This window comes from Idiomarina sp. (assembly GCF_048265525.1).
Lineage (GTDB): Bacteria > Pseudomonadota > Gammaproteobacteria > Enterobacterales > Alteromonadaceae > Idiomarina.
The window spans coordinates 1-24,083 of sequence record NZ_JBLXBI010000004.1; the positions used below are offsets into that span (position 1 = coordinate 1).

The 24,083-nt window shown below is 48.2% G+C and carries 25 protein-coding genes; 21 read left to right on the forward strand and 4 right to left on the reverse strand.

Going from position 1 to position 24,083, the window contains the following annotated elements; all coding sequences use genetic code 11:
- Together ACN0TF_RS09130 and ACN0TF_RS09135 are read left to right on the forward strand one after the other, a co-directional pair.
- On the forward strand, positions 1-83 hold an 83-nt coding region (locus tag ACN0TF_RS09130; RefSeq protein ID WP_218354539.1), incomplete at its 5' end, for a hypothetical protein.
- A 209-nt stretch (positions 84-292) separates the two neighbouring features.
- The gene (locus ACN0TF_RS09135; RefSeq protein ID WP_417441672.1) at positions 293-1,048 is read left to right on the forward strand and encodes an amino acid ABC transporter substrate-binding protein; all 756 of its coding nucleotides are present in this window, start codon (positions 293-295) and stop codon (positions 1,046-1,048) included.
- Here the strand turns inward: ACN0TF_RS09135 and glsA are convergent.
- Genes glsA through uvrA form a run of 3 tightly spaced genes read right to left on the reverse strand, consistent with a single transcriptional unit; the run spans position 1,045 to position 5,235 of the window.
- On the reverse strand, positions 1,045-2,001 hold the full coding sequence (glsA, locus tag ACN0TF_RS09140) for a glutaminase A (protein ID WP_417441673.1): 957 nt from the start codon (positions 1,999-2,001) through the stop codon (positions 1,045-1,047). The genes ACN0TF_RS09135 and glsA overlap by 4 nt on opposite strands.
- Positions 1,991-2,398, reverse strand: a complete 408-nt coding sequence (locus tag ACN0TF_RS09145; RefSeq protein ID WP_417441674.1) for an acyl-CoA thioesterase — start codon at positions 2,396-2,398, stop codon at positions 1,991-1,993. The genes glsA and ACN0TF_RS09145 overlap by 11 nt, the downstream gene beginning before the upstream one ends.
- Before the next feature lie 11 nt (positions 2,399-2,409).
- On the reverse strand, positions 2,410-5,235 hold the full coding sequence (gene uvrA, locus ACN0TF_RS09150) for an excinuclease ABC subunit UvrA (protein WP_417441675.1): 2,826 nt from the start codon (positions 5,233-5,235) through the stop codon (positions 2,410-2,412).
- A 116-nt stretch (positions 5,236-5,351) separates the two neighbouring features.
- Here uvrA and ACN0TF_RS09155 point away from each other — a divergent pair, with 116 nt between their 5' ends.
- The 5 genes from ACN0TF_RS09155 to ACN0TF_RS09175 all read left to right on the forward strand — a co-directional run bounded on the left by ACN0TF_RS09155 (position 5,352) and on the right by ACN0TF_RS09175 (position 10,068).
- The gene (locus ACN0TF_RS09155; protein ID WP_417441676.1) at positions 5,352-6,728 is read left to right on the forward strand and encodes an MFS transporter; all 1,377 of its coding nucleotides are present in this window, start codon (positions 5,352-5,354) and stop codon (positions 6,726-6,728) included.
- A 45-nt stretch (positions 6,729-6,773) separates the two neighbouring features.
- Complete coding sequence (gene ssb / locus ACN0TF_RS09160) at positions 6,774-7,322, forward strand: single-stranded DNA-binding protein (RefSeq protein ID WP_417441677.1); 549 nt, start codon at positions 6,774-6,776, stop codon at positions 7,320-7,322.
- A 157-nt stretch (positions 7,323-7,479) separates the two neighbouring features.
- The gene (locus tag ACN0TF_RS09165; protein WP_417441678.1) at positions 7,480-7,968 is read left to right on the forward strand and encodes a MarR family transcriptional regulator; all 489 of its coding nucleotides are present in this window, start codon (positions 7,480-7,482) and stop codon (positions 7,966-7,968) included.
- Complete coding sequence (locus tag ACN0TF_RS09170) at positions 7,965-9,026, forward strand: HlyD family secretion protein (protein WP_417441680.1); 1,062 nt, start codon at positions 7,965-7,967, stop codon at positions 9,024-9,026. The genes ACN0TF_RS09165 and ACN0TF_RS09170 overlap by 4 nt, the downstream gene beginning before the upstream one ends.
- Positions 9,027-9,039: 13 nt before the next feature.
- Complete coding sequence (locus tag ACN0TF_RS09175) at positions 9,040-10,068, forward strand: DUF2955 domain-containing protein (protein ID WP_417441681.1); 1,029 nt, start codon at positions 9,040-9,042, stop codon at positions 10,066-10,068.
- Positions 10,069-10,168: 100 nt separating this feature from the next.
- On the opposite strand, the gene ACN0TF_RS09180 is transcribed toward ACN0TF_RS09175, so the two are convergent.
- The gene (locus ACN0TF_RS09180; protein WP_417441880.1) at positions 10,169-11,401 is read right to left on the reverse strand and encodes an adenosine deaminase family protein; all 1,233 of its coding nucleotides are present in this window, start codon (positions 11,399-11,401) and stop codon (positions 10,169-10,171) included.
- A 100-nt stretch (positions 11,402-11,501) separates the two neighbouring features.
- On the opposite strand from ACN0TF_RS09180, the gene ACN0TF_RS09185 reads away from it, so the two are divergent.
- The 14 genes from ACN0TF_RS09185 (at position 11,502) to ACN0TF_RS09250 (ending at position 24,066) form a co-directional block, all read left to right on the forward strand.
- Entirely contained in the window at positions 11,502-12,083 is a 582-nt protein-coding gene (locus ACN0TF_RS09185) for a thymidine kinase (protein WP_153849928.1), read from the forward strand.
- 86 nt (positions 12,084-12,169) lie between these two features.
- Positions 12,170-13,204: a dihydroorotase gene (gene pyrC, locus ACN0TF_RS09190; RefSeq protein ID WP_417441682.1), complete on the forward strand. Its 1,035-nt coding sequence runs from the start codon at positions 12,170-12,172 to the stop codon at positions 13,202-13,204.
- 130 nt (positions 13,205-13,334) lie between these two features.
- Positions 13,335-14,246 (forward strand): Type II secretory pathway component, encoded by a 912-nt coding sequence (locus ACN0TF_RS09195; protein ID WP_417441683.1) that lies wholly within the window; start codon positions 13,335-13,337, stop codon positions 14,244-14,246.
- Complete coding sequence (locus tag ACN0TF_RS09200; RefSeq protein ID WP_417441684.1) at positions 14,243-14,851, forward strand: PilN domain-containing protein; 609 nt, start codon at positions 14,243-14,245, stop codon at positions 14,849-14,851. The genes ACN0TF_RS09195 and ACN0TF_RS09200 overlap by 4 nt, the downstream gene beginning before the upstream one ends.
- The gene (locus ACN0TF_RS09205) at positions 14,844-15,479 is read left to right on the forward strand and encodes a hypothetical protein (protein WP_034818713.1); all 636 of its coding nucleotides are present in this window, start codon (positions 14,844-14,846) and stop codon (positions 15,477-15,479) included. Before ACN0TF_RS09200 ends, ACN0TF_RS09205 begins: the two co-directional genes overlap by 8 nt.
- Positions 15,472-15,813, forward strand: coding sequence for a general secretion pathway protein GspB (locus ACN0TF_RS09210; RefSeq protein ID WP_034818710.1), 342 nt, complete (start codon positions 15,472-15,474; stop codon positions 15,811-15,813). Before ACN0TF_RS09205 ends, ACN0TF_RS09210 begins: the two co-directional genes overlap by 8 nt.
- Positions 15,810-17,483 carry a pilus (MSHA type) biogenesis protein MshL gene (mshL, locus tag ACN0TF_RS09215; protein WP_417441685.1) on the forward strand — a complete coding sequence of 558 codons (1,674 nt, stop codon included), beginning with the start codon at positions 15,810-15,812 and terminating at the stop codon, positions 17,481-17,483. The genes ACN0TF_RS09210 and mshL overlap by 4 nt, the downstream gene beginning before the upstream one ends.
- A gap of 10 nt (positions 17,484-17,493) precedes the next feature.
- Positions 17,494-18,402: an ExeA family protein gene (locus ACN0TF_RS09220; protein WP_417441686.1), complete on the forward strand. Its 909-nt coding sequence runs from the start codon at positions 17,494-17,496 to the stop codon at positions 18,400-18,402.
- On the forward strand, positions 18,399-19,463 hold the full coding sequence (locus ACN0TF_RS09225) for a tetratricopeptide repeat protein (RefSeq protein WP_417441687.1): 1,065 nt from the start codon (positions 18,399-18,401) through the stop codon (positions 19,461-19,463). The genes ACN0TF_RS09220 and ACN0TF_RS09225 overlap by 4 nt, the downstream gene beginning before the upstream one ends.
- Entirely contained in the window at positions 19,460-21,175 is a 1,716-nt protein-coding gene (locus tag ACN0TF_RS09230) for a GspE/PulE family protein (RefSeq protein WP_417441688.1), read from the forward strand. The genes ACN0TF_RS09225 and ACN0TF_RS09230 overlap by 4 nt, the downstream gene beginning before the upstream one ends.
- Positions 21,175-22,413, forward strand: coding sequence for a type II secretion system F family protein (locus tag ACN0TF_RS09235; protein WP_417441689.1), 1,239 nt, complete (start codon positions 21,175-21,177; stop codon positions 22,411-22,413). Before ACN0TF_RS09230 ends, ACN0TF_RS09235 begins: the two co-directional genes overlap by 1 nt.
- The gene (locus ACN0TF_RS09240; protein ID WP_417441690.1) at positions 22,413-22,862 is read left to right on the forward strand and encodes a Type II secretory pathway component; all 450 of its coding nucleotides are present in this window, start codon (positions 22,413-22,415) and stop codon (positions 22,860-22,862) included. Before ACN0TF_RS09235 ends, ACN0TF_RS09240 begins: the two co-directional genes overlap by 1 nt.
- Positions 22,863-22,929: 67 nt before the next feature.
- Entirely contained in the window at positions 22,930-23,523 is a 594-nt protein-coding gene (locus tag ACN0TF_RS09245) for a prepilin-type N-terminal cleavage/methylation domain-containing protein (protein WP_287797790.1), read from the forward strand.
- Positions 23,524-23,553: 30 nt separating this feature from the next.
- Positions 23,554-24,066, forward strand: a complete 513-nt coding sequence (locus ACN0TF_RS09250) for a type II secretion system protein (protein ID WP_417441691.1) — start codon at positions 23,554-23,556, stop codon at positions 24,064-24,066.
- Positions 24,067-24,083 lie beyond the last annotated feature (17 nt).

Sequence of the window (24,083 nt, forward strand, 5' to 3'; positions counted from 1 at the left end):
CAATGGACGAAGGTCTGCGTTTCGCTATCCGTGAGGGTGGCCGTACCGTAGGTGCAGGCGTTGTATCAAAAATCATGGACTAAGCAGTCCTGTTGATTTTAAGAGCCCGGCTTTGGCCGGGCTTTTTTATGCCTGCTAATAACTTTTTATTAAAAGAGCCTGATCAAAAGTAAACGAATACTCGCTCAAGTATTGACATTTAAGTCCAAAAAATGAACTATTGAGGTAGATACTCAACTTATAGTCAGCCAATCAATTGAAATTACTCAGATACTTTTCTGTGTTCGTTTTTATGGGACTAAGCTGTTCTGCCACAGCACAGGTACCGGTTTATGTTGCTGCCTACGATTACCCTCCCTATTTTTCCGATGTACTGCAAACGGATCTCACACGTGAACTGATAAGCTTGCTAAATGAGCATCAGGACAGCTACGAATTCCGTATCCAGGTCATTCCTCCAACAAGTCGTCATAAAGCCCTGAGCGCGAAAGGGTGTTGTGATGTTATATTTTTCGAGTCACCTCTTTGGGGCTGGAAGAGAAGTGAAGTAGGGTTTCAGGAAACAATGCCTTTAGTCAGAGGAAAAGAGCGACTGGTAGCCTTAAAAAAAGCAGACAGAGACCAGTCATTTTTCAATACATTTGATGGCAAAACTTTAGGCGGAGTTAAGGGCTATCATTACCTACTAGCTGGCGAATTGCTAGCTTCAGATGAAGTCCAGGAAAAGTATACGACGTATTTGGCAGACTCCCGAATTATTAATTTGCAGATGGTATTGGGCGGCCGAATCGATCTTACTATTATCAATGATGAACTTTTGGCTGCTTTAAAAGGTTCAAACCAAATTAAGGTGGACAGCTTATTGTTATCCGAAAAGGTTAGTCTGGAATATAAGCTGCACTTACTTGTTGGCGAGAATAAGAGTATTAGCGCGGATACGTTACAGAGGTTGCTGCGCGAGCTTGGCCGACAGGGGGAGTTTGAAATACTCTTTAGACGGTTTAATATGGAACGGTTTCAGATATATCGTCCGACAACAACACGTTAATAGACACTAAGACCTAAGCGGTTCGCCAGCTCGCGTACCATGTACATTCCACGGGCACTGTTACCGTAGCTGTTTAACCTTGGGCTCCATGAGCAAATAACGCCAAAGTCAGGAACAACCGCAATCATGCCGCCGCCAACACCACTTTTAGCCGGAACACCTACGGTAAACGCAAACTCCCCGCTTTGGTCGTACATGCCGCTTGTTGATAGCAAAGCATTAATACGTTGAGAGTCTCGTTTCGACATAATTTTCTTTTTGGAAAAAGGGCAAATTCCGTCATTTGCAAGAAACGTAAAAGAGCGAGCGAGGTTTTCGCAAGACATAGTCAAGGCACACTGCCAAAAGTAATGATCCAGTAATTCATCAACCTCTGCGTCAATATTGCCAAAGCTTTTCATTAGGTGAGCAAGGGCCGCATTGCGATGGCCGTGTTCTTTTTCTGACTGGTGAACAATGTTGTCGGCGTAAACGTTATCATTGCCACAAAGGCTGCGAACCAGACTTAAAACAGCGTTCTTACTGGCTGAGTAGCGGCTAACGAGCACGTCACTAACAACAATAGCCCCGGCATTTATCATCGGGTTACGAGGAATGCCTTTTTCCCACTCTAACTGCACTATAGAATTAAAGGCCTGGCCCGAGGGCTCCATTTTAACTCTGTCCCACAAGTCTTCTCCAAGACGCTCCATTGCCAGCATAAGACCAAAAATCTTCGAGATGGACTGGATAGAGAATTGCTCCTGGGTATCACCGACGTTAAACACCTCGCCATCGAGAGTGGCCAGAGTGAGTCCGCAGAGCTCGGGGTCAACCTCTGCTAACGCCGGGATGTAATCAGCAACATGCCCTTCGGTGATCTTCATTGCCTGCTGGTGTATTTCCTCCAGCAGGCTTTTGAGATCATCAGGGGCATGTATCTGCTGCCCGCCACTGACCAGATCACGCGTCAAGAGGGTGCTCCGGATGCGTGATGGTGGAAAGGCGCTCTTTTAATTGGTCAGATAGCTTCACAGAACGCTCCTGCTTAAAATCAAAGTACACCAATACCGTTTTACCTTTAGCGCACATTTTATCTTTCTGCCAAATCTCGGTGGTAATATCAAACGAACTGCCACCTAAACGGCTGACGTAAGTATTCACTGTGACATGACCGCCAAAGTAAATCGGTAAGAGGTAATCTACTTCCAGTCGCGCAACAATTAAGCTTTGTGTTTTCGGAGACATTTCTCCAAAGAACTCAAAAATCGGCAAGCGGCCTGTTTCTATCCAGCCCGGTATAACCGTATTATTGACGTGCCCAAGGGCGTCGGTTTCATAAAATCGTACCTTAAAGTCTTCCGTTAACATACTGCGTCCTTTTATGATTGTTTAAGCATAGGTTTTAAGAAGCGAGCCGTGTGTGAACGCTCATTTTCACAAATATCCTCTGGTGTACCTTCGCAGAGGATTTCGCCACCGCCAGAACCACCTTCAGGACCTAAGTCGATGATCCAGTCAGCGGTTTTTATCACGTCTAAGTTGTGCTCAATAACCACTACCGTATTGCCGTGGTCACGCAGACGATGAATAACCGCCAGCAGTTGCTTAATATCGTGGAAGTGCAGACCGGTTGTCGGCTCGTCCAGAATGTATAAGGTTTTGCCAGTATCTCGTTTGGACAACTCACGTGACAATTTCACCCGTTGTGCTTCACCACCGGAAAGGGTTGTCGCTGATTGTCCCAACCTGACATAAGACAAACCTACATCCATTAAGGTTTGCAGTTTGCGTGCAATAGCCGGAACCGGATCGAAGAATTCGCGAGCGTCTTCAATGGTCATATCCAGCACTTCGTGAATATTTTTGCCCTTGTACTGTACTTCCAGCGTTTCGCGGTTGTAGCGTTGGCCTTTACAGATGTCACAAGGCACGTAAACGTCCGGCAGGAAGTGCATCTCAACCTTAATAACTCCATCGCCCTGACAAGCTTCACAACGACCGCCGCGTACGTTAAAGCTAAAGCGCCCCGGTTTGTAACCGCGGGCTCGTGATTCAGGAACACCTGCGAACAGTTCGCGAATTGGTGTGAAAATACCGGTGTACGTCGCCGGGTTGGAGCGCGGCGTACGACCTATTGGGCTCTGGTCAATATCTACCACTTTATCCAGCAGTTGCATGCCATCGACACTTTTGTAAGGAGCCGGTTCGCCCGTTGTCGCGCCGTTCAGTTCACGATGCGCAATATGGAACAGCGTGTTGTTGACCAGCGTCGATTTACCTGAACCTGATACTCCGGTCACACAGGTCATAATACCTAATGGCAAATTGAAATCGACATTTTTCAGGTTGTTCCCGCTGGCCCCGTGAATGGTTAACCGGCGTTTATCAGGTTTGTGGCGTTGCTTAGGAACTTCTATTTCTTTTCTGCCGGACAGGTAGTCGCCGGTTAGTGAGTCCTCGCTTCCGACAATATCTTCAACCTGACCCTGAGCAATGATTTCACCACCGTGTACACCGGCACCGGGGCCAATATCAATAACGTGGTCGGCCTGACGAATAGCGTCTTCGTCGTGTTCAACCACAATGACGGTGTTACCCAAGTCACGCAGGTGAGTCAGAGTGTTTAACAGGCGTTCGTTGTCGCGCTGGTGCAAACCAATACTGGGCTCATCCAGTACGTACATAACACCAACCAGACCCGCACCAATTTGGCTGGCCAGACGAATACGCTGCGCCTCACCACCAGACAAGGTTTCTGCGCTGCGAGATAAACTTAAATAGTTAAGTCCCACGTTAACTAAAAAGCGCAGACGGTCATTAATTTCTTTCAGAATTTTCTCTGCAATTTGCGCGCGCTGACCTTCCAGACTCAGTTGCTGGAAGAACTCAAGTGCATCGCCAATGGACTGCTCAACAACTTCCGGCAGGGTCGTGCCCTGAATAAAAACATGACGTGCTTCGGTACGTAAGCGCGTACCACCGCAGCTTTTACAGGGTTGCGTCGCTACGTATTTGGACAGCTCGTCGCGCACAGCCTGTGATTCGGTCTCGCGGTAACGGCGCTGCATGTTAGGAATAATTCCCTCAAACGGATGCGCTCTGACTACCTTGTCGCCCCGGTCGTTCATGTAAGTGAACTTTATTTCTTCTTTACCGCTGCCAAACAGAATTTTTTCGCGAATGTCATCGGGCAGTTCGTTGAAAGGCTGCGACAATTTAAACTCGTAGTGCTTCGCCAGAGACTGCAGCATTTGGTAGTAGTAGAAATTACGCTTGTCCCAACCACGAATTGCACCGCCTGTCAGCGACAGCTCCGCATTAACAACAACTTTGGCCGGATCAAAAAACTGCTCAACACCCAGACCGTCGCAAGTAGTACAGGCGCCGGCAGGATTGTTAAATGAAAACAACCGCGGCTCCAGTTCCTGCATGCTGTAACCACAATGCGGGCAGGCAAAGTTCGCTGAGTAAATTTCGGCATCACCGTCACCGTCCATAGGTACGACTAAAGCCGTTCCGCCGCTGAGCTCTAAAGCCGTTTCAAAAGACTCCGCCAGACGCTGCTCCATACCATCGCGAACTTTAAAGCGGTCAACGACCACCTCAATGGTGTGCTTTTTCTGCAGCTCTAACGTGGGAGGATCGCTTAAATCGCAAATTTCACCGTCTATACGGGCGCGGATATAGCCCTGCAAGGCGAGGTTTTCTAGCACTTTTAAGTGCTCGCCTTTACGGTTCTGAATAACTGGCGCAAGCAACATACGCTTCTCGCCTTCAGGAGCTGCCAGTACGTTATCGACCATTTGCGACACGGTCTGCGCCGCCAGCGGTACGTCGTGAGTCGGACAACGGGGTTCGCCCACCCGGGCAAACATCAGACGTAAATAGTCGTAAATTTCCGTGATGGTACCGACCGTCGAACGCGGATTATGCGATGTTGACTTCTGTTCTATTGATATAGCCGGTGATAGACCCTCTATACTGTCAACATCGGGCTTTTCCATCAGTGACAAAAACTGACGTGCATAGGCAGAGAGCGACTCAACATAGCGTCTCTGTCCCTCTGCATATAGGGTATCGAAAGCAAGTGATGACTTACCCGAACCGGATAAGCCGGTTATCACAATCAGCTTATTGCGGGGGATGGTCAGGTTGAAATTTTTTAAGTTGTGCGTGCGCGCACCGCGTACCTCGATAGTATCCATAATTCCCGTCTGTTGTTCAGTAAATGACTGACGACAAAACGCTATTATCGCACAGTGTTAGGCATCTGGTACAATAACGGCATCATTTATCATGTTACTGATATAAAAGCAGTGAAATGACGCCGCAAAAATTAAATAAAACAGAGAAAAAAGCCGCTTTAGCACTAGCTTCCGTGTTTGGTATACGGATGTTAGGGCTGTTTTTGATCATGCCAGTTTTAGCGGTTTATGCACAAGACTATCCTGACTACTCGCCGTTGTGGGTTGGTATCGCTCTGGGTGCCTACGGCCTGACACAGGCACTGTTGCAAATTCCATTAGGTATGCTGTCTGACCGCCTTGGACGAAAGCCTGTTATTGTCGGTGGCTTGCTGGTTTTTATTCTTGGTAGTGTGGTGGCAGCCCAGGCCGATACTCTATTCGGTGTATCCATTGGTCGGGCGCTACAGGGGCTGGGCGCTATCGCGGCTGCTATTCTGGCGCTGGCCGCTGACTTATCGCGTGACGAACAACGACCGAAAGTGATGGCCACTATTGGTATGTGCATTGGCCTGGCGTTCGCTATTTCGCTGGTAGCCGGGCCTTTGTTAGGCGATATTATTGGTCTTTCGGGGCTGTTCTGGTTCACTGCCGGCAGTGGTGTTCTGGGTATTCTGGTGTTGTTGCTGAGCGTACCCAAAGTGGTGACAACCTCCGCGAGGCGTGAATCCCTACCCGTATTGTCTGAACTGGGGCATTTGCTTAAACACAAGCAACTGTGGTGCCTGAACAGCGGTATATTTGTGTTACACGCTATTTTAACGGCCTGGTTTGTGACACTGCCCATGCAACTGCAAAATGCAGGTTTTGAAAGTCAGACTCACGCCTGGTTCTACTTACCCACGCTGGCGGCTTCTATTTTATTCATGGTACCAATGATTATCAGTAGTTCGCGTAATAATAATTCTGTGCAGTGGCTGCGGTTTTCTATTATTACCTTAATTGTTGCGCTGTTAATTATTGCCATAGCGGGGCAGAACGCCTGGCTGCTGGTTGCAGCTCTGGTTATATTCTTCACCGGTTTTAACTTTATTGAAGCCAGTTTGCCTTCGTTACTCACCCGAATTGCTCCGGCGGGGAGTAAAGGCAGTGCCAGTGGCATTTATTCAACAGGTCAGTTTTTAGGCTCTTTTGTAGGTGGGGTTGTAGGCGGCTCCGTCTTACAGTTCTTTGGGATATCTGGCGTTGTTGTTTTCTGCCTGATCTTGCTAGTATGTTGGTTGCTAATCAGTTTCGTTATGGTTAACCCCGCAGGTGTCACCAGTGTCTCGTTATCATTGCCCGGGTTAACTGAAAGCAAGGCTACCAGGCTAAGTGAGCAGTTACTTACCGTAACCGGCGTTACGGAAGCCCGATGGGTTGAAGAAGATCAGGCTACTTACTTAAAAGTTGATAAAAAACATTACGATGAAAAGGCGGTTAATGAGTTGCTTAAAGAAGCATCGGTCGCTTAATAATTTAAAGCAGTTGTAACGCGTACAAAGGAACAGGAGAATCTAATGGCCAGTCGCGGTGTAAATAAAGTAATTTTAATTGGTAATTTGGGCGCTGACCCAGAGGTTCGTTATACCCAAAACAGCACAGCGATAGCCAACCTGTCGATTGCTACCAGCGAAACCTGGAAAGACAAGCAAACAGGCGAACCGCGTGAACAAACCGAATGGCACCGTTGTGTGGCTTATCGTCGTTTAGCAGAAATTGCCGGCGAGTACCTGAAAAAAGGCTCTAAAGTTTATGTTGAAGGGCGCTTGCAAACGCGTAAATGGACAGGCCAGGACAACGTAGAGCGTTATACGACAGAAGTGGTCATTAACGAAATGCAAATGCTGGATTCTCGTGGCGGCCCGCAGGGTGGTGCTCCACAACAAGGCCAGGGTTTTGGTGGTGGTCAGCAGCAAGGTGGTGGTCAACCACAACAGCAATCACAGCAACAACAACGTCCGGCGCCTCAGCCAGCGCAGCAACAAAATCAACAGTCACAACAAAAACCGGCAGAACCCGCGCCGTTTTCACCTGACAATGATTTTGATGACGATATTCCCTTCTAGGGTTTACCCGCTCGGGTATCTGTATCGCTTGATAAAAAGCCCCTTTTGCAGGGGCTTTTTTTGTATCTAATTTTTAGCTCAAACCTATCGCTATTTTCATTTTAGTTAGCACGCTAAGTTTGTTATTATACTTAGCGTGCTAACTAAAGAGGTTATTATGACATTAACACAAGAACAGCTCAGACAGTTATCTGTACCTGAACGACTCGGTCGCGTTGCGCGTCAGTGGCAGGCTATTGCGGATAAGGAACTGGCACCGCTGGGGTTAACCTACCCACGCTGGAGTGCTATGTGGAAATTGGCACGTATTGGTGATGGGGTCAGTCAAAAGCAGCTTGCCGAAGCGCTTGAATTAGAACTTGGTTCACTTATGCGTACGCTGGCGCAGCTGGAGGAGCAAGAGCTGATTACTCGTAAAGCAAGCCCGGACGATGGTCGTGCTAAGCAGGTGTTTTTAACGAGCTCAGGTCATGCTCTGGTAAAAAAAATGGAAGCAAAAATTCTAAAAGTACGAAGGGCGTTGCTAGCCAATATTGAAGACGAAGAAGTTGAGACGGTTAAAAAGGTCTTGGCGATGATTTCATACAATGCGAGTCACATGTCTGAAGCTCAGCGGACAGATCAAAATAATGAGGAAGAGGTATGACAGCGGACGAAAAGTTTGCCCGTTGGGTTAAACGGGCGCTGGTATTATTTGTACTCCTATTTGCCTACTTTTTATGGGCTGATTTGAGCCTTCCGTTGACCCCGCAGGCAATGGTAACCCGGGTGGTGACTCAGGTTGCGCCGCAGGTGAATGGTACGGTAGAAACAGTCTTGGTTGATAATAACCAGTATGTTGAAGAGGGCGATCCATTATTCGAAATTGACCCGCGGCCTTATCAACTGCAATTGCAGCAAGCAGAGCTTGCGCTGGCTCAGGCGCAGCAGTCAAACCAGCAGTTTGATGCCCAAATTCGAACTGCTCAGGCAAAGTTAAAAGCAGCACAGGCAACAGCTCAAGAGCTTAGTCGTGAGGCTCGCCGTATTAAAGATTTGGTGGAAGAAGGCAGTTCGTCGCAGCAGGCATATGACCGTGCGCAAAGCAGTAAGCTAGAGGCCCTGGCAAATGTTGAAGCCGCCCAGTCACAGCTACAGAGCCTAAAAGTGCAACGAGGTGCTGAGGACGATGCAAACAACTTGCTTATTCAACAAGCCGAAAATGCGATAGAAACGGCGAAGCTTAACTTGAGCTATACCACCGTGCGCGCGAAACATGCCGGACGCGTCGGTAACCTAAAACTCAGCGAAGGCGCTTATGCCCGTCAAGGCACGCCGCTAATGGCGTTGGTCTCACCCAATGCCGACATTGTTGCCGATTTTCGCGAGAAGAATTTGCGGCACATAAAGTCCGGGCAGCAGGCTCTGGTGGTATTTGATGCTGAACCCGGAACGCTTTATGAGGTGAAAGTGGAGAGCATTGATGTTGGTGTCAACGCAGGTCAGCTAAGTGCCGACGGAGCCTTAGCAGCACCGGTTAACTCTAACCGCTGGGTACGAGACGCGCAGCGACTTCGGGTTCACCTGCGTTTAGCCGAACAACCGGATTCAGAGCGCCCGGCCGGAGCGAAGGCTACGGTGCAGATAGTTCCTGAAAGCCCTTTCAAAGCCACCATCGCGAAAGCGCAAATCCGGCTGCTGGGCTGGTTACACTACATTTATTAATCAGGAACGGACTATGGCAACTTCAGCACTGAGTGAAAACGGCTTACGGCAATGCTTACGAATCGCCTTTGGTGGCTCCATTGGTTTTCTGGTCACGGCGTTATTCGACTTGTCTTATGGTGTATTTTTTACCGTATTGCCAATGCTGCTATTGGGCTTAGTACCAATGATAAATCGGCAGGTCGCCCGGCAGATGCTGGCGGCGTCGGTTATGTGCGGACTGGAAGTGGGTATTCTGGCTCAGATACTGGGCGGGCATTCAGTGCTAATGACAATGGTCGCCTTCGTGTTATTTCTATACCGCTTTGCTTTTATGGCGCGGGGCACTGCGTTCCTGTTCGGCGCAAATGGTGTACTGATGCTGAGCATTATGCTGCATTACGCCAGTTACCCGGGTACCGACGTTAATAACTTAATTGCCAGCAACTTCTTTGCGTCGATACTGGCAATAGCCATTGCCTTTGTTATGCATGCGGTTATACCCAATAAAGAACACAATGCGGCACCACAACCTTTGCCGGACAAGTCACCTAACCGCGTGCGCCATGAAGCTATTTTGGGAGCTACGGTGACAACGCTGTCGTTTTTGGTGTTTCAGCTGTTCGATTTGCAGGATTCTATTTCTGCGCAGGCCACGACCATTTTGGTGCTATTTCCCATGAACTGGAACGGGGCATTAACTTACGCGCGCAAGCGAGCGGCGGGGACTCTAATTGGTGTTATGTTTGGTCTCGGTGTTCAGGTTCTGCTGTACGGTTGGTATGACATACTGTGGTTGATTGTGCCGTTGTTCTGGCTTGGGGTGATGCTATTTGCCCGCATTCATGTCCTTGAAGCTTCGGGAGCCGGAGTGGGTTTTGGAGCCATGACCACTATGGGCATTCTTTTCGGTCAGTATTTGTCACCAGCGCAAGATTTGATTTATTCCGGACTTTATCGTCTGAGCAGTACTTTTGTGGCAATTATCGCCGCTATGATGGTGTGCTATTTGGTGCACAAACTCTTGAATCAGTTTGCGGGAACGCGATTTGGCGCTGCTTAAAATTGATACCCATAGTGGCTGAAAGAGCATGCAGCCACTTACTTCAGCTGCATGCCTGCTCAAACTAACATTGAATGGTTAAATTTGAACTGCTGTTTGCTTAGCTTGCGTCGTTTAGTCCAAACTGCTTAACCACTTTGTCAAAATACTCCAGGTTTTGCTTAGCGTAATCACGCTTTTCTACATAACGACCCGGGAAAAAGTTTTTCTTAAAGCCGTAGGCGACAATGTCTTTCAGGCGCTTCAGAGAAATATCAAAATTATCCACAGCTAACTGATATTCGTTACTTACCGTGGTACGAGAAACCAGGCGGTTGTCAGTACAAATAATGGTAGCCAACCGGTTATCCAGCATGTGCTGGAAGTTGTGGTTTTTAATGTCGCCAATATCCGGGTTAGTTTGCAGGTTACTGGTCAGGCAAACTTCAACGGCAATACGACGGTCAGCAATATAAGAGGCCAGGCTTTCGCCATAAGCTTTCGGGTCTTCAATAGACGGGTCCTGAGTCATTTCCGGAGAGAATAACGAATAACCATGCCCTAAGCGGTCGGCATGGCATTTGGTTAAGGCCTCAAAAATACTCTCGGCACCGTAAGCTTCTCCGGCGTGCACGGTTTTCAGTAGAAAGTTTTCGTGAGCGTATTCGTATACTTCTCTGAACTCACCTGCTGGGTAACCAATTTCCTGGCCAGCAATATCCAGACCGACAATTGGCATGCCTTCTTCATCACGCATACGAACGCTGGCGCGAACCAAATCCATTGCAGCCGTTTTAATAACCTGCATAGGTTCAAAATCGCGCATTAACTGGAACATTTGTGTGTAATAAGGGGAGAACCCTTTTTTACCAAACATCCGCATGGCGCAGTTGATAATGCCGTAGTCAAATGGCGGCTTATCGCCGTTTTTAACGTCGGTGCGGTTGTTGTATTCTTTCTTTGCCCGCAAAAGGCCGTCATTTACTACGTGCATTATGGTGTCAAACGTAACACCTTTACCCGGGTCCATGAGTAGCTGAGGAGCAAAGCGTACCTCAATGTAATTAACCCCTTCGTTCTGATTATCGACGGCTAATTCATATGAGGCTTGTTCAAGGTTTTCTAAATCACGCAAAGCGGCGCAGGTATACTGAAACCCATTTAGGTATTCACCTAAATTGTTGTAATGTGATTTAAACACTAGATCAAACAGGCCTTCTTCGGTATAGCTTGGAAGTTCGATATCAGCGCGCTTGGCCATATCAATTAAGCTGCTGGCACGAAGGCTGCCATCAAGGTGCAAGTGCAAGTCAGCTTTAGGAATGGCTTTGATAAATTCGGGGGAATATTGCATTGAGAACTCCTGCCTTAAGGTTGCTTTGTCCCATAATGCCATAAAATCGTGCTAATCTCTGCCAGGATCTGACCACATTAACTTAAAAAAATAGAACAAAATGGCTTCTCTATATTTCACTTATTCGGCAATGAACGCAGGCAAAAGCACGTCGTTATTGCAAGTGGCGCACAATTACGAAGAGCGCCAACAACATGTCTTGCTGATGACGCCGGCTTTAGATGATCGGGCAGGTAAAGGACGTATTGCTTCCCGATTAGGTATTGGTCGCGATGCGGTGTCTTTCACACACCGGACAGACTTAGCTGCCGTAGTCCGGGCTCGCTATATGCAACAGGCAATTGACTGCGTGTTAATTGATGAGGCACAGTTTTTAAGTGAAGAGCAGGTGTGGCAACTGTCCAGTCTGGCTGACGCCGACAATATTCCGGTAATGTGTTACGGCATTCGCACCGACGCTTTTGGCAACGCCTTTCCGGGTAGTGCGGTGTTGTTGGCTATAGCTGACAAACTGGTGGAAATGAAAACCATCTGCCACTGCGGTCGCAAAGCAACCATGTCGTTACGGGTTGATGAGCAGGGCAATGCGATACGCATGGGGCAGCAAATAGCTATTGGTGGCAATGATCGTTACGTTTCCTGTTGTCGTAAACACTGGAAAGAAGCCATGGGGCTGCGCTAAAACGGTTAAATAGAGTACGGAATATGGGTTTTAGCGAAGGCACTTGATGGTATACTGAGTTTCTCATTTTTTAGCCAGAAGTGACTATGCAAAGCTTAACAATTCCAAGACCTGATGACTGGCACCTGCATTTACGCGATGGTGCTATGTTGCAAACTACCGTACCTGCAACCGCAGCAGTGTTTCATCGTGCTGTGGTTATGCCAAACCTGGTACCACCGGTAACAACCGTAGCGGCCGCTATGGAGTATCGTGAGAGAATTCTGGCCGAGATCCCTGCTGGCATGAGTTTTAATCCGCTCATGGCTTTGTATCTCACGGCAGATACCACCCCAGCAGAAATTGCTGAAGCTGCTGCAAACGAGCATGTTATTGGCTTCAAGCTATATCCGTCAGGAGCCACCACAAATTCAGCTGCTGGTGTGAAGTCGGTAGAAGCTCTGGCTCCGGTACTGGCAGCTATGCAGGAGCATCAGGTACCTTTGCTGGTGCATGGTGAAGTAACCGACAGCGACGTTGATATCTTTGACCGCGAAAGAGTCTTTATTGAACGGCATTTAATTCCGATAACCGAGCGCTTTCCGCAGTTAAAGCTAGTGCTGGAGCACATTACCACCGCCGACGCAGTTAAGTTTGTCGAAAATGCCAACAGTAATGTCGCAGCAACAATGACCCCGCAACACTTACTGATGAACCGCAACGACTTACTGGTTGGTGGTATTCGTCCACACAATTATTGTTTGCCAATTTTAAAACGCCAGTCACACCAGCAGGCCTTGCAACAGGCAGCTTTGTCCGGTAACCCTAAGTTTTTCCTCGGAACTGACTCAGCCCCGCATGTACAGGCAAGTAAAGAGACTGCCTGTGGTTGCGCCGGTTGTTATTCAGCTCCAGCTGCAATTGAGCTCTATACCGAGTTTTTTAGTCAGCACAACGCGCTGGATAAACTGGCGAATTTTGCCAGTGTTTTTGGTGCTGACTTTTATCAGTTACCCCGCAATACTGAGACCATTGAGCTGGTTCAGCAGCCATGGACTGTCGCTGAAACGGTAGACACGGCAACCGGGCCTATGGTGCCTTATTGGGCAGGGTCTGATTTACAATGGAAACTGCGTGGCTAGCCGTTAAAGTTGTATTGCGACAAATGGGTTATGACGAAGATCATAAACTGTGGCGACCCTGCGCTTTTTCTGATGAGCTTTGCAAAGTTTCTGTTAACATGGTTGAAAATAAAATAAAGGATGTTGTTGAGTGCTAGGATTTTCAAAGCAAAAACAAAATGATCACCGTGTTTGCTTTCAAATAACGCAAAACAGCGTCCGTCTTCTTGTTGTTAAAGGCCCAGCTAAAGCTCCCGAGTTGATTGTTAATGACCATGAGCTGGTGCAGCGAGGCTCGTTACTCAAGCACGCCAGCACTCTTTTGGGTAAATATTCCCGTTTATCGTTAAAGCATGCGCAAGTCACCTTGGTGTTGGGAACGGACTTATACGAGTCGGTTCAGGTGGACAGGCCTATGCTGGACCCTGAAGAAATTTCGGAGAGCTTAAAATACAGTTTAAGCGACTTAGTGTCCTTTGCGGCTGATGATGTCATTGCCGACTATTATGAGTTTCCCGAGCAGCCATCCGGTCAGGATAAAGTGGTTGCGGTTGCGGCGAACAAAAACGATTTAATGCCCTGGGTTGAGTTATTTAACGAGCATGATTTGAGCTTAACGGATATCGCCATTACTGAACTGACGTTACCGCGGTTAGCTGAAACTCAGAGCCACGCTGAACTCACTTTATATCAAAACCCTGCGGGCAATTACCTTGCGCAAATTAATACCCCTAAAGGGCTTATGTTTACTCGCCTGCTGCGCGGTGTGACCGATGTATCTAAATACACAGAGAGCGAAATAGAAGCTGGTGCTTTAGAACCTTTGGCAACGGAGTTACAGCGCTCGGTCGATTATTTCGAAAGTCATTTGCGACAGGCTCCCATTAGCCGAATTATTCTCGCCGTAGAACACATGATGCCGGTAGCTCTTGAAAAAAGCCTGGCTGAGTTGTTAGCAGTAGAGTGCACTATGTATCAGTACCCGCCATGGTCTGCTGACCTGCGCGAGGGTGATTACTCCGATCTTGCCGGTTTAGGTGTGTTAGTTGAGGGCGATTTATGAAGCAATGGGTAAATCTGTACCGCAACGAGCTAAAGCCTGTAAAGCAGAGGCTCACCTTAACGAAGGTAAGCTCTGTTTTGGGTGTTTGGCTAGCGTTGTTGCTTGTTGTGGTGGGTGTTACTCAGTGGCAAAAGGCAACGGTTGTTCAAAAGAATGAACAATTGTCGGCTACTCTGACTAAGCTTAATAATGACCTGGACAGCAATCGCGAGAGAATGTCCCTGCGAGAACCAAGCCCGCAACTGCAGGCAGAAAAAGAGCAGTTGCAACAAGAATTGCAGGACGCCAGAAGTTTCAGTCAGCAAATTGCAGAGTTTCGGCAAAACCGGTCTTCATCCGTTAGTGAGTTTTTACAGGAACTTGCAGATATCACCCCGGAAGACATCTGGTTAACCGATTTTTCAATGTCTGGCGAGAATATCCGCTTGCACGGGCAAGCGCTAAACAGTGAAGCCTTAGTGCTATGGATGGATAATTTTGGGCAATCGAGCTTACTGGCTAATAAGCGTTTTGCGGTTGTAGAACTTAAACGCAGTGAGCAGGGTTATCAGCAGTTTTTGCTGCAAAGCGTCAGAAGCAGCGAGGGCGAATCAAACAATGAATAACTGGTGGTTACGCGCACAAGAAACCTTTAACTCTATGCCCGGGCGACAGCGAGCATTGTTGTCTCTGGCCGGTTTTTTAATTATTACCCTGCCACTTATGAGTTACGTTATTTCCCCAACGCTGGATCAGAGTAAAGCGCTTTCTGTGGAAAATGCCCGTATTGCTTCTCAAATAGAGCAGTCCGAGCAATTAGAGCAGGACTTGCAGGCGCAGTTAGCTAACGATATTGATGCTCCGCTCAGGGCTGAAATTAAGCAGTTGAAGCAGCGGTTAACTCAGGCAAAAGGCGATTTTTCGGGAAGCCAGGTTTTATTGCCCGCACAACAACGAAAGCAGTTTCTAAACAGTGTGTTACGTCATGCCTCGGAACTGGGAATGGATAGTTTAGAAGCTAAAGAGCCGACCGTCGTATTTGAAACCGGGTCTATTAAACTCTATCAGCATGCTGTGCAGGCGGAATTTACCGGACGCTTTTTCGCGGTATCCGACTTTGTGGATACGCTGCAAAAAGAATACCCGAATGTCCAGTGGGCCCGCTTTGACTATCAGGTAGGCGACTACCCGACAGCGAAAGTTACGATAGTCTGGTATCTGCTAAGTACGGATAAGGAGTTTATCAGTGCTTAAAGGAATTGCGTTGTTATTACTTATGGTCTCGGTATCAGCTTTTTCGCAAGAGCGGGATCCTACCCAGCCGCCGTTTACAGTAAGTCAGCCCACAGTAGAAATGGATAGTTGGGGACAGAATATGAAGCTGTCTCAAATTTATTATTCAGAACAGAGGCAATTAGCTCGTATTAACGGTGAATGGGTTAAGCCTGGTGAAAACATTGATGGGTTTCGGGTTAATTCAGTTAATCCAAACAGCGTTATTTTAGAGAAGAACAACGAAAGAGTAGAGATTACTTTGTTTAAGCCGATAAAACAGAACGAGAAAGGCAATCCGGGGGCGGTACAATGAAGAAAGTTGCAGCAGGAGCGTTATTGTTGGTACTGAGCGGCTGTGCTTATCAACCGAGCTATTCTCCAGATGAAGCCAATAAAGCGATGAAACCCGAAGCTTCTGAGAAGAAAAAAGCAGAGGCTAAAAAAGAGTTGCCTGCAGAAGTCAGTAACTTTTTAAATCAGACGGTGAATAAAGAACAGGAAGATGGACTCGCCTTACTCGAGGAACCCCGGTTTGTGCTGCAGGCAGATGATGTCGACGCTAAAGCTTTCTTTTACGGGTTAGCGGCGGATTCTCCTTATAATATTCTTGTACACCCCAATGTCAGTGGTGAAATCTCGTTAAGTCTGAAAGACGTGACCTTAGACGAAACGCTGGATGCCGTGCAGGACATGTACGGTTTTGAAGTTCGTCGTGCTGGACGTACTATTCAAATATACCCTGCCGGAGTAAGAACTCAGACGTTCTCACTGGATTACTTGTCGCTTCGCCGCTTTGGTGTTTCACAGACTGAAATTTCAGGTGGTGGTGTGAGTGAAGAACGTAACCAGGGCTCGCGGAATAACTCCGGAAGCAGCAATAGTAATACTCGCTCCGAAGGGAGCTCTCTGTTCGGTAATAATGATGGAGAGTACCGTAGAGACAGTCAGCAGAATCAGTTGCAAGGCAACGGTTCCAGTATTAATACCCAGTCAGAAACTGACTTATGGGGCGGCCTGAAGGACGTTATTGAAGGCATTATTGGCGACGGTAATGTGGTGCTTTCGCCGCAGGCGGGCATTGTCAGCGTTACAGCTTCGCCGAGTAAACTTCGTGCCGTTGGCGACTTTATTTCAGTGCTGGAGTCTCGTTTACAGCGTCAGGTTATTCTGGAAGCTCGTATTATTGAGGTGACCTTGAACGACGGTTACCAACAAGGGATAAACTGGAGCGACATGGCCAGCAGCAGTGCCGGCTTCGATGTTGAATTTAACGGCGTGACACCGAGTAACGCAACTTCAGCTGCTATTGGCGGACTCTTTGGTTTGACCTACGAAGACCCGGCAAATAATTTTACCGGTATGATAGAAATGCTGCAGACTCAAGGTACGGTACAGGTACTTTCCAACCCTCGCGTCAGTGCATCAAATAATCAGAAAGCCGTTATAAAAATTGGTGAAGACGAATACTTTGTTACGGATGTGACCAGTCGCACTGTTCTGAACTCCGGTGGCGCGTCATCGTCCGATTCAGATATAGAATTTACGCCATTTTTCTCCGGCATTTCTTTAGACGTTACTCCGCAAATTAGTGATGACGGTGAAGTGATTTTGCATGTGCACCCTTCAGTTGTTGAAACCAGTGAGCAAGAAAAAGTTATTACTGTGTCGGGTGAAGAGTCAGTGCTTCCTTTGGCTCGTAGCAACATTCGAGAGTCAGACACTATAGTGAAAGCTCGCAATGGCGAAATTGTTGTGCTGGGTGGTTTAATGCAAACCACAAATTCTGAGGAAGTGGGTAAAGTCCCGTTACTGGGTGACATTCCGTTGTTGGGCGAGTTATTTACTAACCGCCGCAACCGCCAGGAAAAGAAAGAACTGGTTATATTACTGAAACCGACTGTGGTGGGTGTTGATACCTGGCGCGATGAACTGAAACGATCTCGCGAACTGCTGCAAGAATGGTTCCCGGATATAGAGCAATAACTAAGGTAGTATGTACTTATACCATTACGGCTTACGCGAACTGCCCTTTACTATAACGCCGAACACGCAGTTCTACTACGACTTGAAAAGCCACCACGAGGCTTTCGAGGTGGTTTTAACGGCGTTAAAAACCGGTGAAGGCTTTATTAAAATTACCGGAGAAGTCGGAACCGGTAAAACCTTGCTGTGCCGACGATTATTAAATGACATCCCTGACTTTTTTAAAACCGCCTATATTCCGGACTCATACCTTGACCCGGCTGAGCTGAGGCTGGCCATTGCTCAAGAATTGGACCTGGAAACAGAACAAATGACCAACCAGCAGCAGTTGGCGCGGGCATTACAACAACGCTTGCTGGATATCAATAAAAATGGGCAGGCCGTGGTGATACTCATTGATGAGGCACAGGCGCTACCGGAAGAGAGTCTCGAGGCTTTGCGCTTACTATCCAACTTAGAAACTGAACGGCGTAAATTGGTGCATATTATTTTACTGGGTCAGCCGGAACTGGATGAGCGTTTGTCACAAAAAGCCTTTAGGCAACTTCGTCAGCGAATCAGTTTTTCGCATAAATTAACCGCCATGAATGCGGATGAAACAGCCGAATATATAGCGCACCGGATGGATGTCGCCGGTTATCAGGGGACTCCGATATTTGACTGGAAGTTAGTCCGGCGATTACACCGTTGCAGCCGTGGCGTGCCCCGTCTGATTAATATGCTGTGCCATAAAATGCTGTTGCTGGCTTATGGTGAAGGACGTCATCAGCTGTCGACGCGGGACTTAAAGCTCGCGGTTAATGACACCGAAGACGCGGAATTGACTCGTTCTGTATGGCTTCCCGTAACGGTGTCTGTGTGCGTGTTTTTTGTGGCTGCAGCCGCGCTCAGTTATTGGCAAATGGGTGGTTCGCTATGAGCGTTATTAATAAAGTTTTAAAAGATTTAGACCGTCGGGGGCAACAGCCGTTCTCGAAAAGGGCCGCGAGTAGCGCGGTAGAGCGCCGCAGTAGCCATCGTTTAGCCCTGTGGTTGTTAGCGCTTATGCTGGTAATTGTTCTGGCCTTAGTTATTTTCTGGTGGCAGTCGCGTTCAGAAAATACGATGACGGTAACAGAGAGTGAGCCTGCTGAAATGCCAAAACTGCAAGAACGGGTCGAACCATTCATTGATACTGCAGTGATAGAAGTGCCAGCTGAGCGAACTTCTCGCTCAGAAATTGACTCGCAGCAATCGAATGAAACAGAGGCACAAGACTTAGCGTCCGTTACGGTTCCGGAAGCCGGACCGGAAAAGGCCGAACCGGTGCCAGAAAAGCCTGTTGTTGCCGCTGAAGAAACCGAAAATGAGGCACAAAAAGGTGGTGAATTTAGTAAGCATGCCGTGCAGCTCTCGCCAGCAGAAATTTCCGCACAACATATTGAGAAAGCGCAAAAAGCTCAGCAACAGGGACGCTTAACGTCGGCAGAAGACCATTGGCGTAAGGCGCTTGCTGTTACACCGGAAAATAAAGAGGTGAGGAAAAAGCTGGCGGCTTTGCAGTTTGGCCGGAATAAGGTATCGCAGGCATTAACAACGCTAGAAGCCGGCTTTAAGCTGAACCCGAACGACTTTGAGTTTCGTCTGTTAAGTGCGCGTATTCTTGAAAAAGAAGCGCGGCCTGCCGCAGCACTGAGTTTATTGAAGCAAGCGACACCAGACGCCGGTGCCTATCCGGAATATGTCCAAAAACAGGCGTTGTTGGCACAGTCGCAGGGTGACTACAAGACTGCTGCTGACGCATATCAGCGTCTGCTTGAGTCTGAACCTGCGCAAGGCCGCTGGTATTTAGGTAAGGCGGTAGCTCAACAGGAGTTCGCGCCTGAGGCCGCTATAGCTTCGTATCAGGAGGCTTTAAACCGGATACAGCATCGGCCAACTCTGGACTTTATTGAGCAGCAAATTGCGTCTTTACAGGAAACTGAGGCAGGTGAGCAATGAAGCGTCCTCGTCTTAAAATGCGATTAGGCGATTTGCTTGTTCACGAGCAAATCATCAGTGAAGAGCAGCTGCAAAAAGCACTTGAGCAGCAGCGTGTAAGTGGACGCAAACTGGGCGCAACCTTAACTGATCTCGGCTTTATTTCTGAGCAACAGTTACTTGAATTCCTGGCGCAGCAGCTCAAGCTGCCGCTTATCAGTATTTCTGAACGCAAGATCCCGGCGGAAGTTTTTAAATTACTCCCTGAAGTTCAGGCGCGTCGACATCGGGCATTGGTTATAGAAGCCAGTGAAGAGCAGGCGTTAGTTGGCATGAGTGACCCGGCCGACCTGTCCTCAATTGACGCCATTAATCAGTTACTTGCTCCGCGCCAGGTAGAGTTGGCAGTGGTTCCTGAAAGCGAGTTGATGCAGGCTTTTGATAACCTTTACCGGCGCACCAAAGAAATTGAAACCTTTGCCAGCCAACTGCAGGACGAATACGAAGACACCAGCGAGTTTGAGCTGGGGCGGCTAAGCCTCGATGACGATACCGATGAAGCTACGGTGGCTAAATTACTGCAGTCCATTTTTGAGGATGCCGTGCAAGTTCGAGCCTCGGATATTCACATAGAGCCGGACGACCGCAAATTACGGATTCGACAACGTGTGGACGGAGTGTTGCAGGAAAATGTGCTGGAAGAAACCAACATTGCCAATGCGCTGGTGTTACGTCTGAAGCTGATGGCTGGGCTGGATATTTCTGAACGACGTCTGCCGCAGGACGGCCGGTTTAATATTAAAATTCGCAAACACAGTATCGACGTGCGGGTATCAACCATGCCGGTGCAGTACGGCGAGTCCTGCGTATTGCGTCTGTTGGATCAGTCTGCCGGGCTGTTGTCGCTGGAGCAAACCGGTATGCCTGACGCTATTATTAAGCGTATACGGGCTTTAATTAAACGTCCGCATGGTATGTTGCTGGTAACCGGGCCTACCGGCTCAGGTAAAACCACAACCTTGTATGGCGCGCTTAGCGAGCTGAATACCGAAGGCAAAAAGGTGATTACGGTTGAAGACCCGGTTGAGTACCGTTTGCCGCGTATTTCGCAAGTGCAGGTGAACAGTAAAATTGGATTGGATTTCTCACGGGTTCTGCGCACCACCTTACGTCAGGATCCGGACATTATTATGGTCGGTGAGATGCGCGACCACGAAACCGTTGAAATTGGTTTGCGTGGCTCTATTACCGGTCATTTAGTCTTATCCACACTGCATACCAATGACGCCATCACCAGCGCTATGCGTTTAATTGACATGGGTGCGCCGCCCTATTTGGTAGCCGCTGCGCTACGCGGTATTTTGGCACAACGTTTGGTGCGTCGGGTTTGCGATAAATGTGCAGAGAGTTATCAGCCGGATGAAGCTGAAAGCCAGTGGCTGGAACATTTACGTGAGGGCAGTTCTGGCTATTCGTTTAAACGGGGAGTGGGCTGCCAGACATGTAACCATACCGGCTACCGTGGGCGTATTGGTGTGTTCGAGCTACTGGAAATGAATACACCAATGATGGACGCCCTGCGTGATGGTAATACACGAGAGTTTGCAATAGCAGCGAAAGCGCACCCGGGTTATCAGTCTATGGCCACGGTTGCACTGGACTATGCCCGCGAAGGTATTACCAGCGTCGATGAAGTCTTATTCCTGGCTGAAAGTGTTGAGGACAGTATCTGATGCAGTTTCGGTATCGTGCACGGGACAAAGCAGGACAACTGCAGCAGGGCTCGCTGGATGCCAGTGATGAGCGTAACGCTGCCGATGTATTGATGCGTCGCGGTTTGGTGCCGCTCTCAATTAACTCAGTAAGAAGCCAGAGCTTTTCCTTATTGAATAGCGGCTTTGGGGAAAGTTTAAAGTCTGCGTTTCAGCAAAAAGTGTCGCTGGACGAGCTGATTATATTCTGTCGACAAATGTATTCGTTGACGCAAGCTGGTATTCCTATGCTGCGGGCTATTGAAGGGCTGGCAGATACCACCCAGAACAAGCGCTTACGTAAAACCTTACAGGATGTGCATGAGCAACTGGAGCGGGGGCGCAACCTGTCGTCAGCCATGTCACATCACCGGGGCGTTTTTCCGCGGCTGGTTATTGCTATTGTGCATGTGGGTGAAAATACCGGGCAGTTGGAAGAGTCTTTTCAACAGCTTTCGGTTTATTTAGAAAAAGAACAAGACACCAGAAAGCGGATAAAAGCTGCAACCCGCTACCCAAGCTTTGTTCTTATTGCGCTCGTTATTGCCATGTTTGTACTGAACATTTTTGTGATCCCAACTTTCGCTTCTATGTTCAGTCGGTTTAATGTCGAACTGCCATGGGCAACCCGTGCCTTGCTCGGTTCGTCTGAATTTTTCGTCGCCTATTGGCATGTGTTGTTGATTGCAATGGTCGGTGCTTTTTTCGGCCTCAGGTATTACATAGCGACCGACAGCGGAAGACTGAAATGGGACAGTCTGAAGTTAAAAACACCCATTATTGGCTCCATTTTAATGCGTTCCATGTTAGGTCGTTTTGCCCGCAGTTTTTCGGTCATGATAGGTGCCGGCGTTCCGCTGACACAGGCTTTATCTTTGGTTGCCGAAGCGGTGGATAATGCCTGGATGGAAAAACGCATTATTGAGATGCGTCGCGGCATTGAACGAGGCGAAAACCTGTCGCGGGTTGCCCGCCAGTCAGGCCTGTTTACGCCACTAATTTTACAAATGATATCGGTTGGTGAAGAGACCGGCAGGGTTGATGTTCTGCTGTTAGAGGTCGCTGAATATTACGAACGTGAAACCGACTACGATCTCAAAACCTTAACAGCGCGTATTGAGCCATTAATGATAGCGGTTGTAGCCGTTATGGTATTGATTCTCGCGCTGGGCATATTTACCCCAATGTGGGACATGATGAGCGCGTATCAGGGCCGCTGATGACACGAGCCGAAGCGGATGAGCGTAGGGGTATTCAGCGGCTGCAGAATATTCTAGTGGTATTGCTGTTGTTGGTCTTGGGTGCAGTGGCGGCCAGAATGGTTTTGGTTGATGAGCCGCAAAAATGGCGGCAGACCGAGTTAGATATTGCGGTTTCGCGTTTTATTGACTCGCTTTGGCTGGCCAGGACTGAATGGATGCGACGCGGTAAGCCAAAAGAAGTTGCTTTGCTTTATGAAAATAAAACACAGCAAACCAATGTAGTAATGAATGAACAAGGGTGGCCGTCGGTTGAGGCAGGGTGTTTGCAGTTGTGGCAGCATCTGGGCAGTAACGTTCCGGGCAGCGCTTTAGATACGGAATTAGAGAACGGGAATTGCCATTACAGAATTAACCAAAGCCCGTGGTTTACCTATAAAAGTGACCGTGGTCAGGTTGTTCGGAAATAACCCGGTGTTAAGTGTTAAGGAAATGTAATAAAATGGATTCTATTGGAGTTTTAGTATGAGAGCTAAAATGAGTAAAAAACAGCAGGGTTTTACCATCATCGAGCTGATTATTGTCGTAGTCATTCTCGGCCTGTTGGCAGCCGCTGCCATTCCGCGCTTCACTGATGTATCATCGGATGCTGAAGACGCCGCCCTAGAAGGTGTTGCCGGTGGCTTTGCCAGTGCGGTTGGTATTGTGCGCGGAGAATGGGAACTGAGTGGTCGTCCGAAAGGGGCAAACGGCACGGGAGCCGGGGCTGAGGTGTCTATGGACCAAATTCAGCTTTACGTAGACGGCAGCACCGGTTATCCGGTGAGTGGTGACAATGCAAATGCGCATGACGAAAACTTAGCTGCAACGGACTGCGTCAGTGTTATGCAGTCTATTTTGCAGGGCGCACCAACGGTCACAACCAATTTTAATAACCTGAACGAAACACGCTATTTTACTTACGTGACACAAGATAGCGCAGCAGGTAACGATATGTGTGTTTACTATTTAGCGAACACCATAAAAAATGAAACAGAAGCTCCGTCGGGTGATGATTATCTGACAGTGGGCAATGCTTTCGTTTATAATCCACGCAACGGCGGCGTGAGTATTCACAGCAACAACCAGTAAGTTTTTTTACAACAATTGAGAGTTTTAATTATGCGCAATCAAAAAGGTTTTACCCTGATCGAACTGATCATCGTTATTGTAGTTTTGGGGATTTTAGCAGTAACGGCTGCGCCTCAGTTTATTGATTTTTCTACTGACGCACGGACTTCGACTGTCAAAGGTTTGAAAGGAGCAATGCAGGGCGCGAGTCAGACAGTATATGCAAGAGCTGCGATTGATGATGACTTAGATGGTACTTCCGCCGCTCCCGTAACTGTAAACAATGTAGCGACAGTTAATGGCTACCCAGCGGCTACTGAAGCCGGTATTGTTACTGCAGCGAATTTAGATGCAACAAATGTTGACCCAGCTGCTACCGTGACAACAGACTGGGCGTTTTTTGCAGATAGCGGTACTATTTCAATTGCCCCTGGTGATCAAGTACCAGCCCCGACAGCGGCCGAGGTAGAGGATATTACCGACACGAACTGTTACGCGACATATTCAGATGCGGCTGATTCTAATACCCCTCCAGCAATTACTATTGTAACGACTGGCTGCTAAATCCAACTTTAGGGTGC

Bases quoted from the DNA above. Each gene is read 5' to 3' on its own strand.
- ACN0TF_RS09135 (WP_417441672.1), top strand. From the start codon at position 293: ATGGGACTAAGCTGTTCTGCCACAGCACAGGTACCGGTTTATGTTGCT.
- pyrC (WP_417441682.1), top strand. From the start codon at position 12,170: ATGCAAAGCTTAACAATTCCAAGACCTGATGACTGGCACCTGCATTTA.
- ACN0TF_RS09250 (WP_417441691.1), top strand. From the start codon at position 23,554: ATGCGCAATCAAAAAGGTTTTACCCTGATCGAACTGATCATCGTTATT.
- ACN0TF_RS09180 (WP_417441880.1), bottom strand. From the start codon at position 11,401: ATGCAATATTCCCCCGAATTTATCAAAGCCATTCCTAAAGCTGACTTG.
- ACN0TF_RS09165 (WP_417441678.1), top strand. From the start codon at position 7,480: ATGACATTAACACAAGAACAGCTCAGACAGTTATCTGTACCTGAACGA.
- ACN0TF_RS09145 (WP_417441674.1), bottom strand. From the start codon at position 2,398: ATGTTAACGGAAGACTTTAAGGTACGATTTTATGAAACCGACGCCCTT.
- ACN0TF_RS09175 (WP_417441681.1), top strand. From the start codon at position 9,040: ATGGCAACTTCAGCACTGAGTGAAAACGGCTTACGGCAATGCTTACGA.
- ACN0TF_RS09185 (WP_153849928.1), top strand. From the start codon at position 11,502: ATGGCTTCTCTATATTTCACTTATTCGGCAATGAACGCAGGCAAAAGC.
- uvrA (WP_417441675.1), bottom strand. From the start codon at position 5,235: ATGGATACTATCGAGGTACGCGGTGCGCGCACGCACAACTTAAAAAAT.
- ACN0TF_RS09155 (WP_417441676.1), top strand. From the start codon at position 5,352: ATGACGCCGCAAAAATTAAATAAAACAGAGAAAAAAGCCGCTTTAGCA.
- ACN0TF_RS09225 (WP_417441687.1), top strand. From the start codon at position 18,399: ATGAGCGTTATTAATAAAGTTTTAAAAGATTTAGACCGTCGGGGGCAA.
- ACN0TF_RS09200 (WP_417441684.1), top strand. From the start codon at position 14,243: ATGAAGCAATGGGTAAATCTGTACCGCAACGAGCTAAAGCCTGTAAAG.
- ACN0TF_RS09205 (WP_034818713.1), top strand. From the start codon at position 14,844: ATGAATAACTGGTGGTTACGCGCACAAGAAACCTTTAACTCTATGCCC.
- ACN0TF_RS09235 (WP_417441689.1), top strand. From the start codon at position 21,175: ATGCAGTTTCGGTATCGTGCACGGGACAAAGCAGGACAACTGCAGCAG.
- ACN0TF_RS09170 (WP_417441680.1), top strand. From the start codon at position 7,965: ATGACAGCGGACGAAAAGTTTGCCCGTTGGGTTAAACGGGCGCTGGTA.
- mshL (WP_417441685.1), top strand. From the start codon at position 15,810: ATGAAGAAAGTTGCAGCAGGAGCGTTATTGTTGGTACTGAGCGGCTGT.
- ACN0TF_RS09220 (WP_417441686.1), top strand. From the start codon at position 17,494: ATGTACTTATACCATTACGGCTTACGCGAACTGCCCTTTACTATAACG.
- ACN0TF_RS09230 (WP_417441688.1), top strand. From the start codon at position 19,460: ATGAAGCGTCCTCGTCTTAAAATGCGATTAGGCGATTTGCTTGTTCAC.
- ACN0TF_RS09240 (WP_417441690.1), top strand. From the start codon at position 22,413: ATGACACGAGCCGAAGCGGATGAGCGTAGGGGTATTCAGCGGCTGCAG.
- ssb (WP_417441677.1), top strand. From the start codon at position 6,774: ATGGCCAGTCGCGGTGTAAATAAAGTAATTTTAATTGGTAATTTGGGC.
- ACN0TF_RS09245 (WP_287797790.1), top strand. From the start codon at position 22,930: ATGAGTAAAAAACAGCAGGGTTTTACCATCATCGAGCTGATTATTGTC.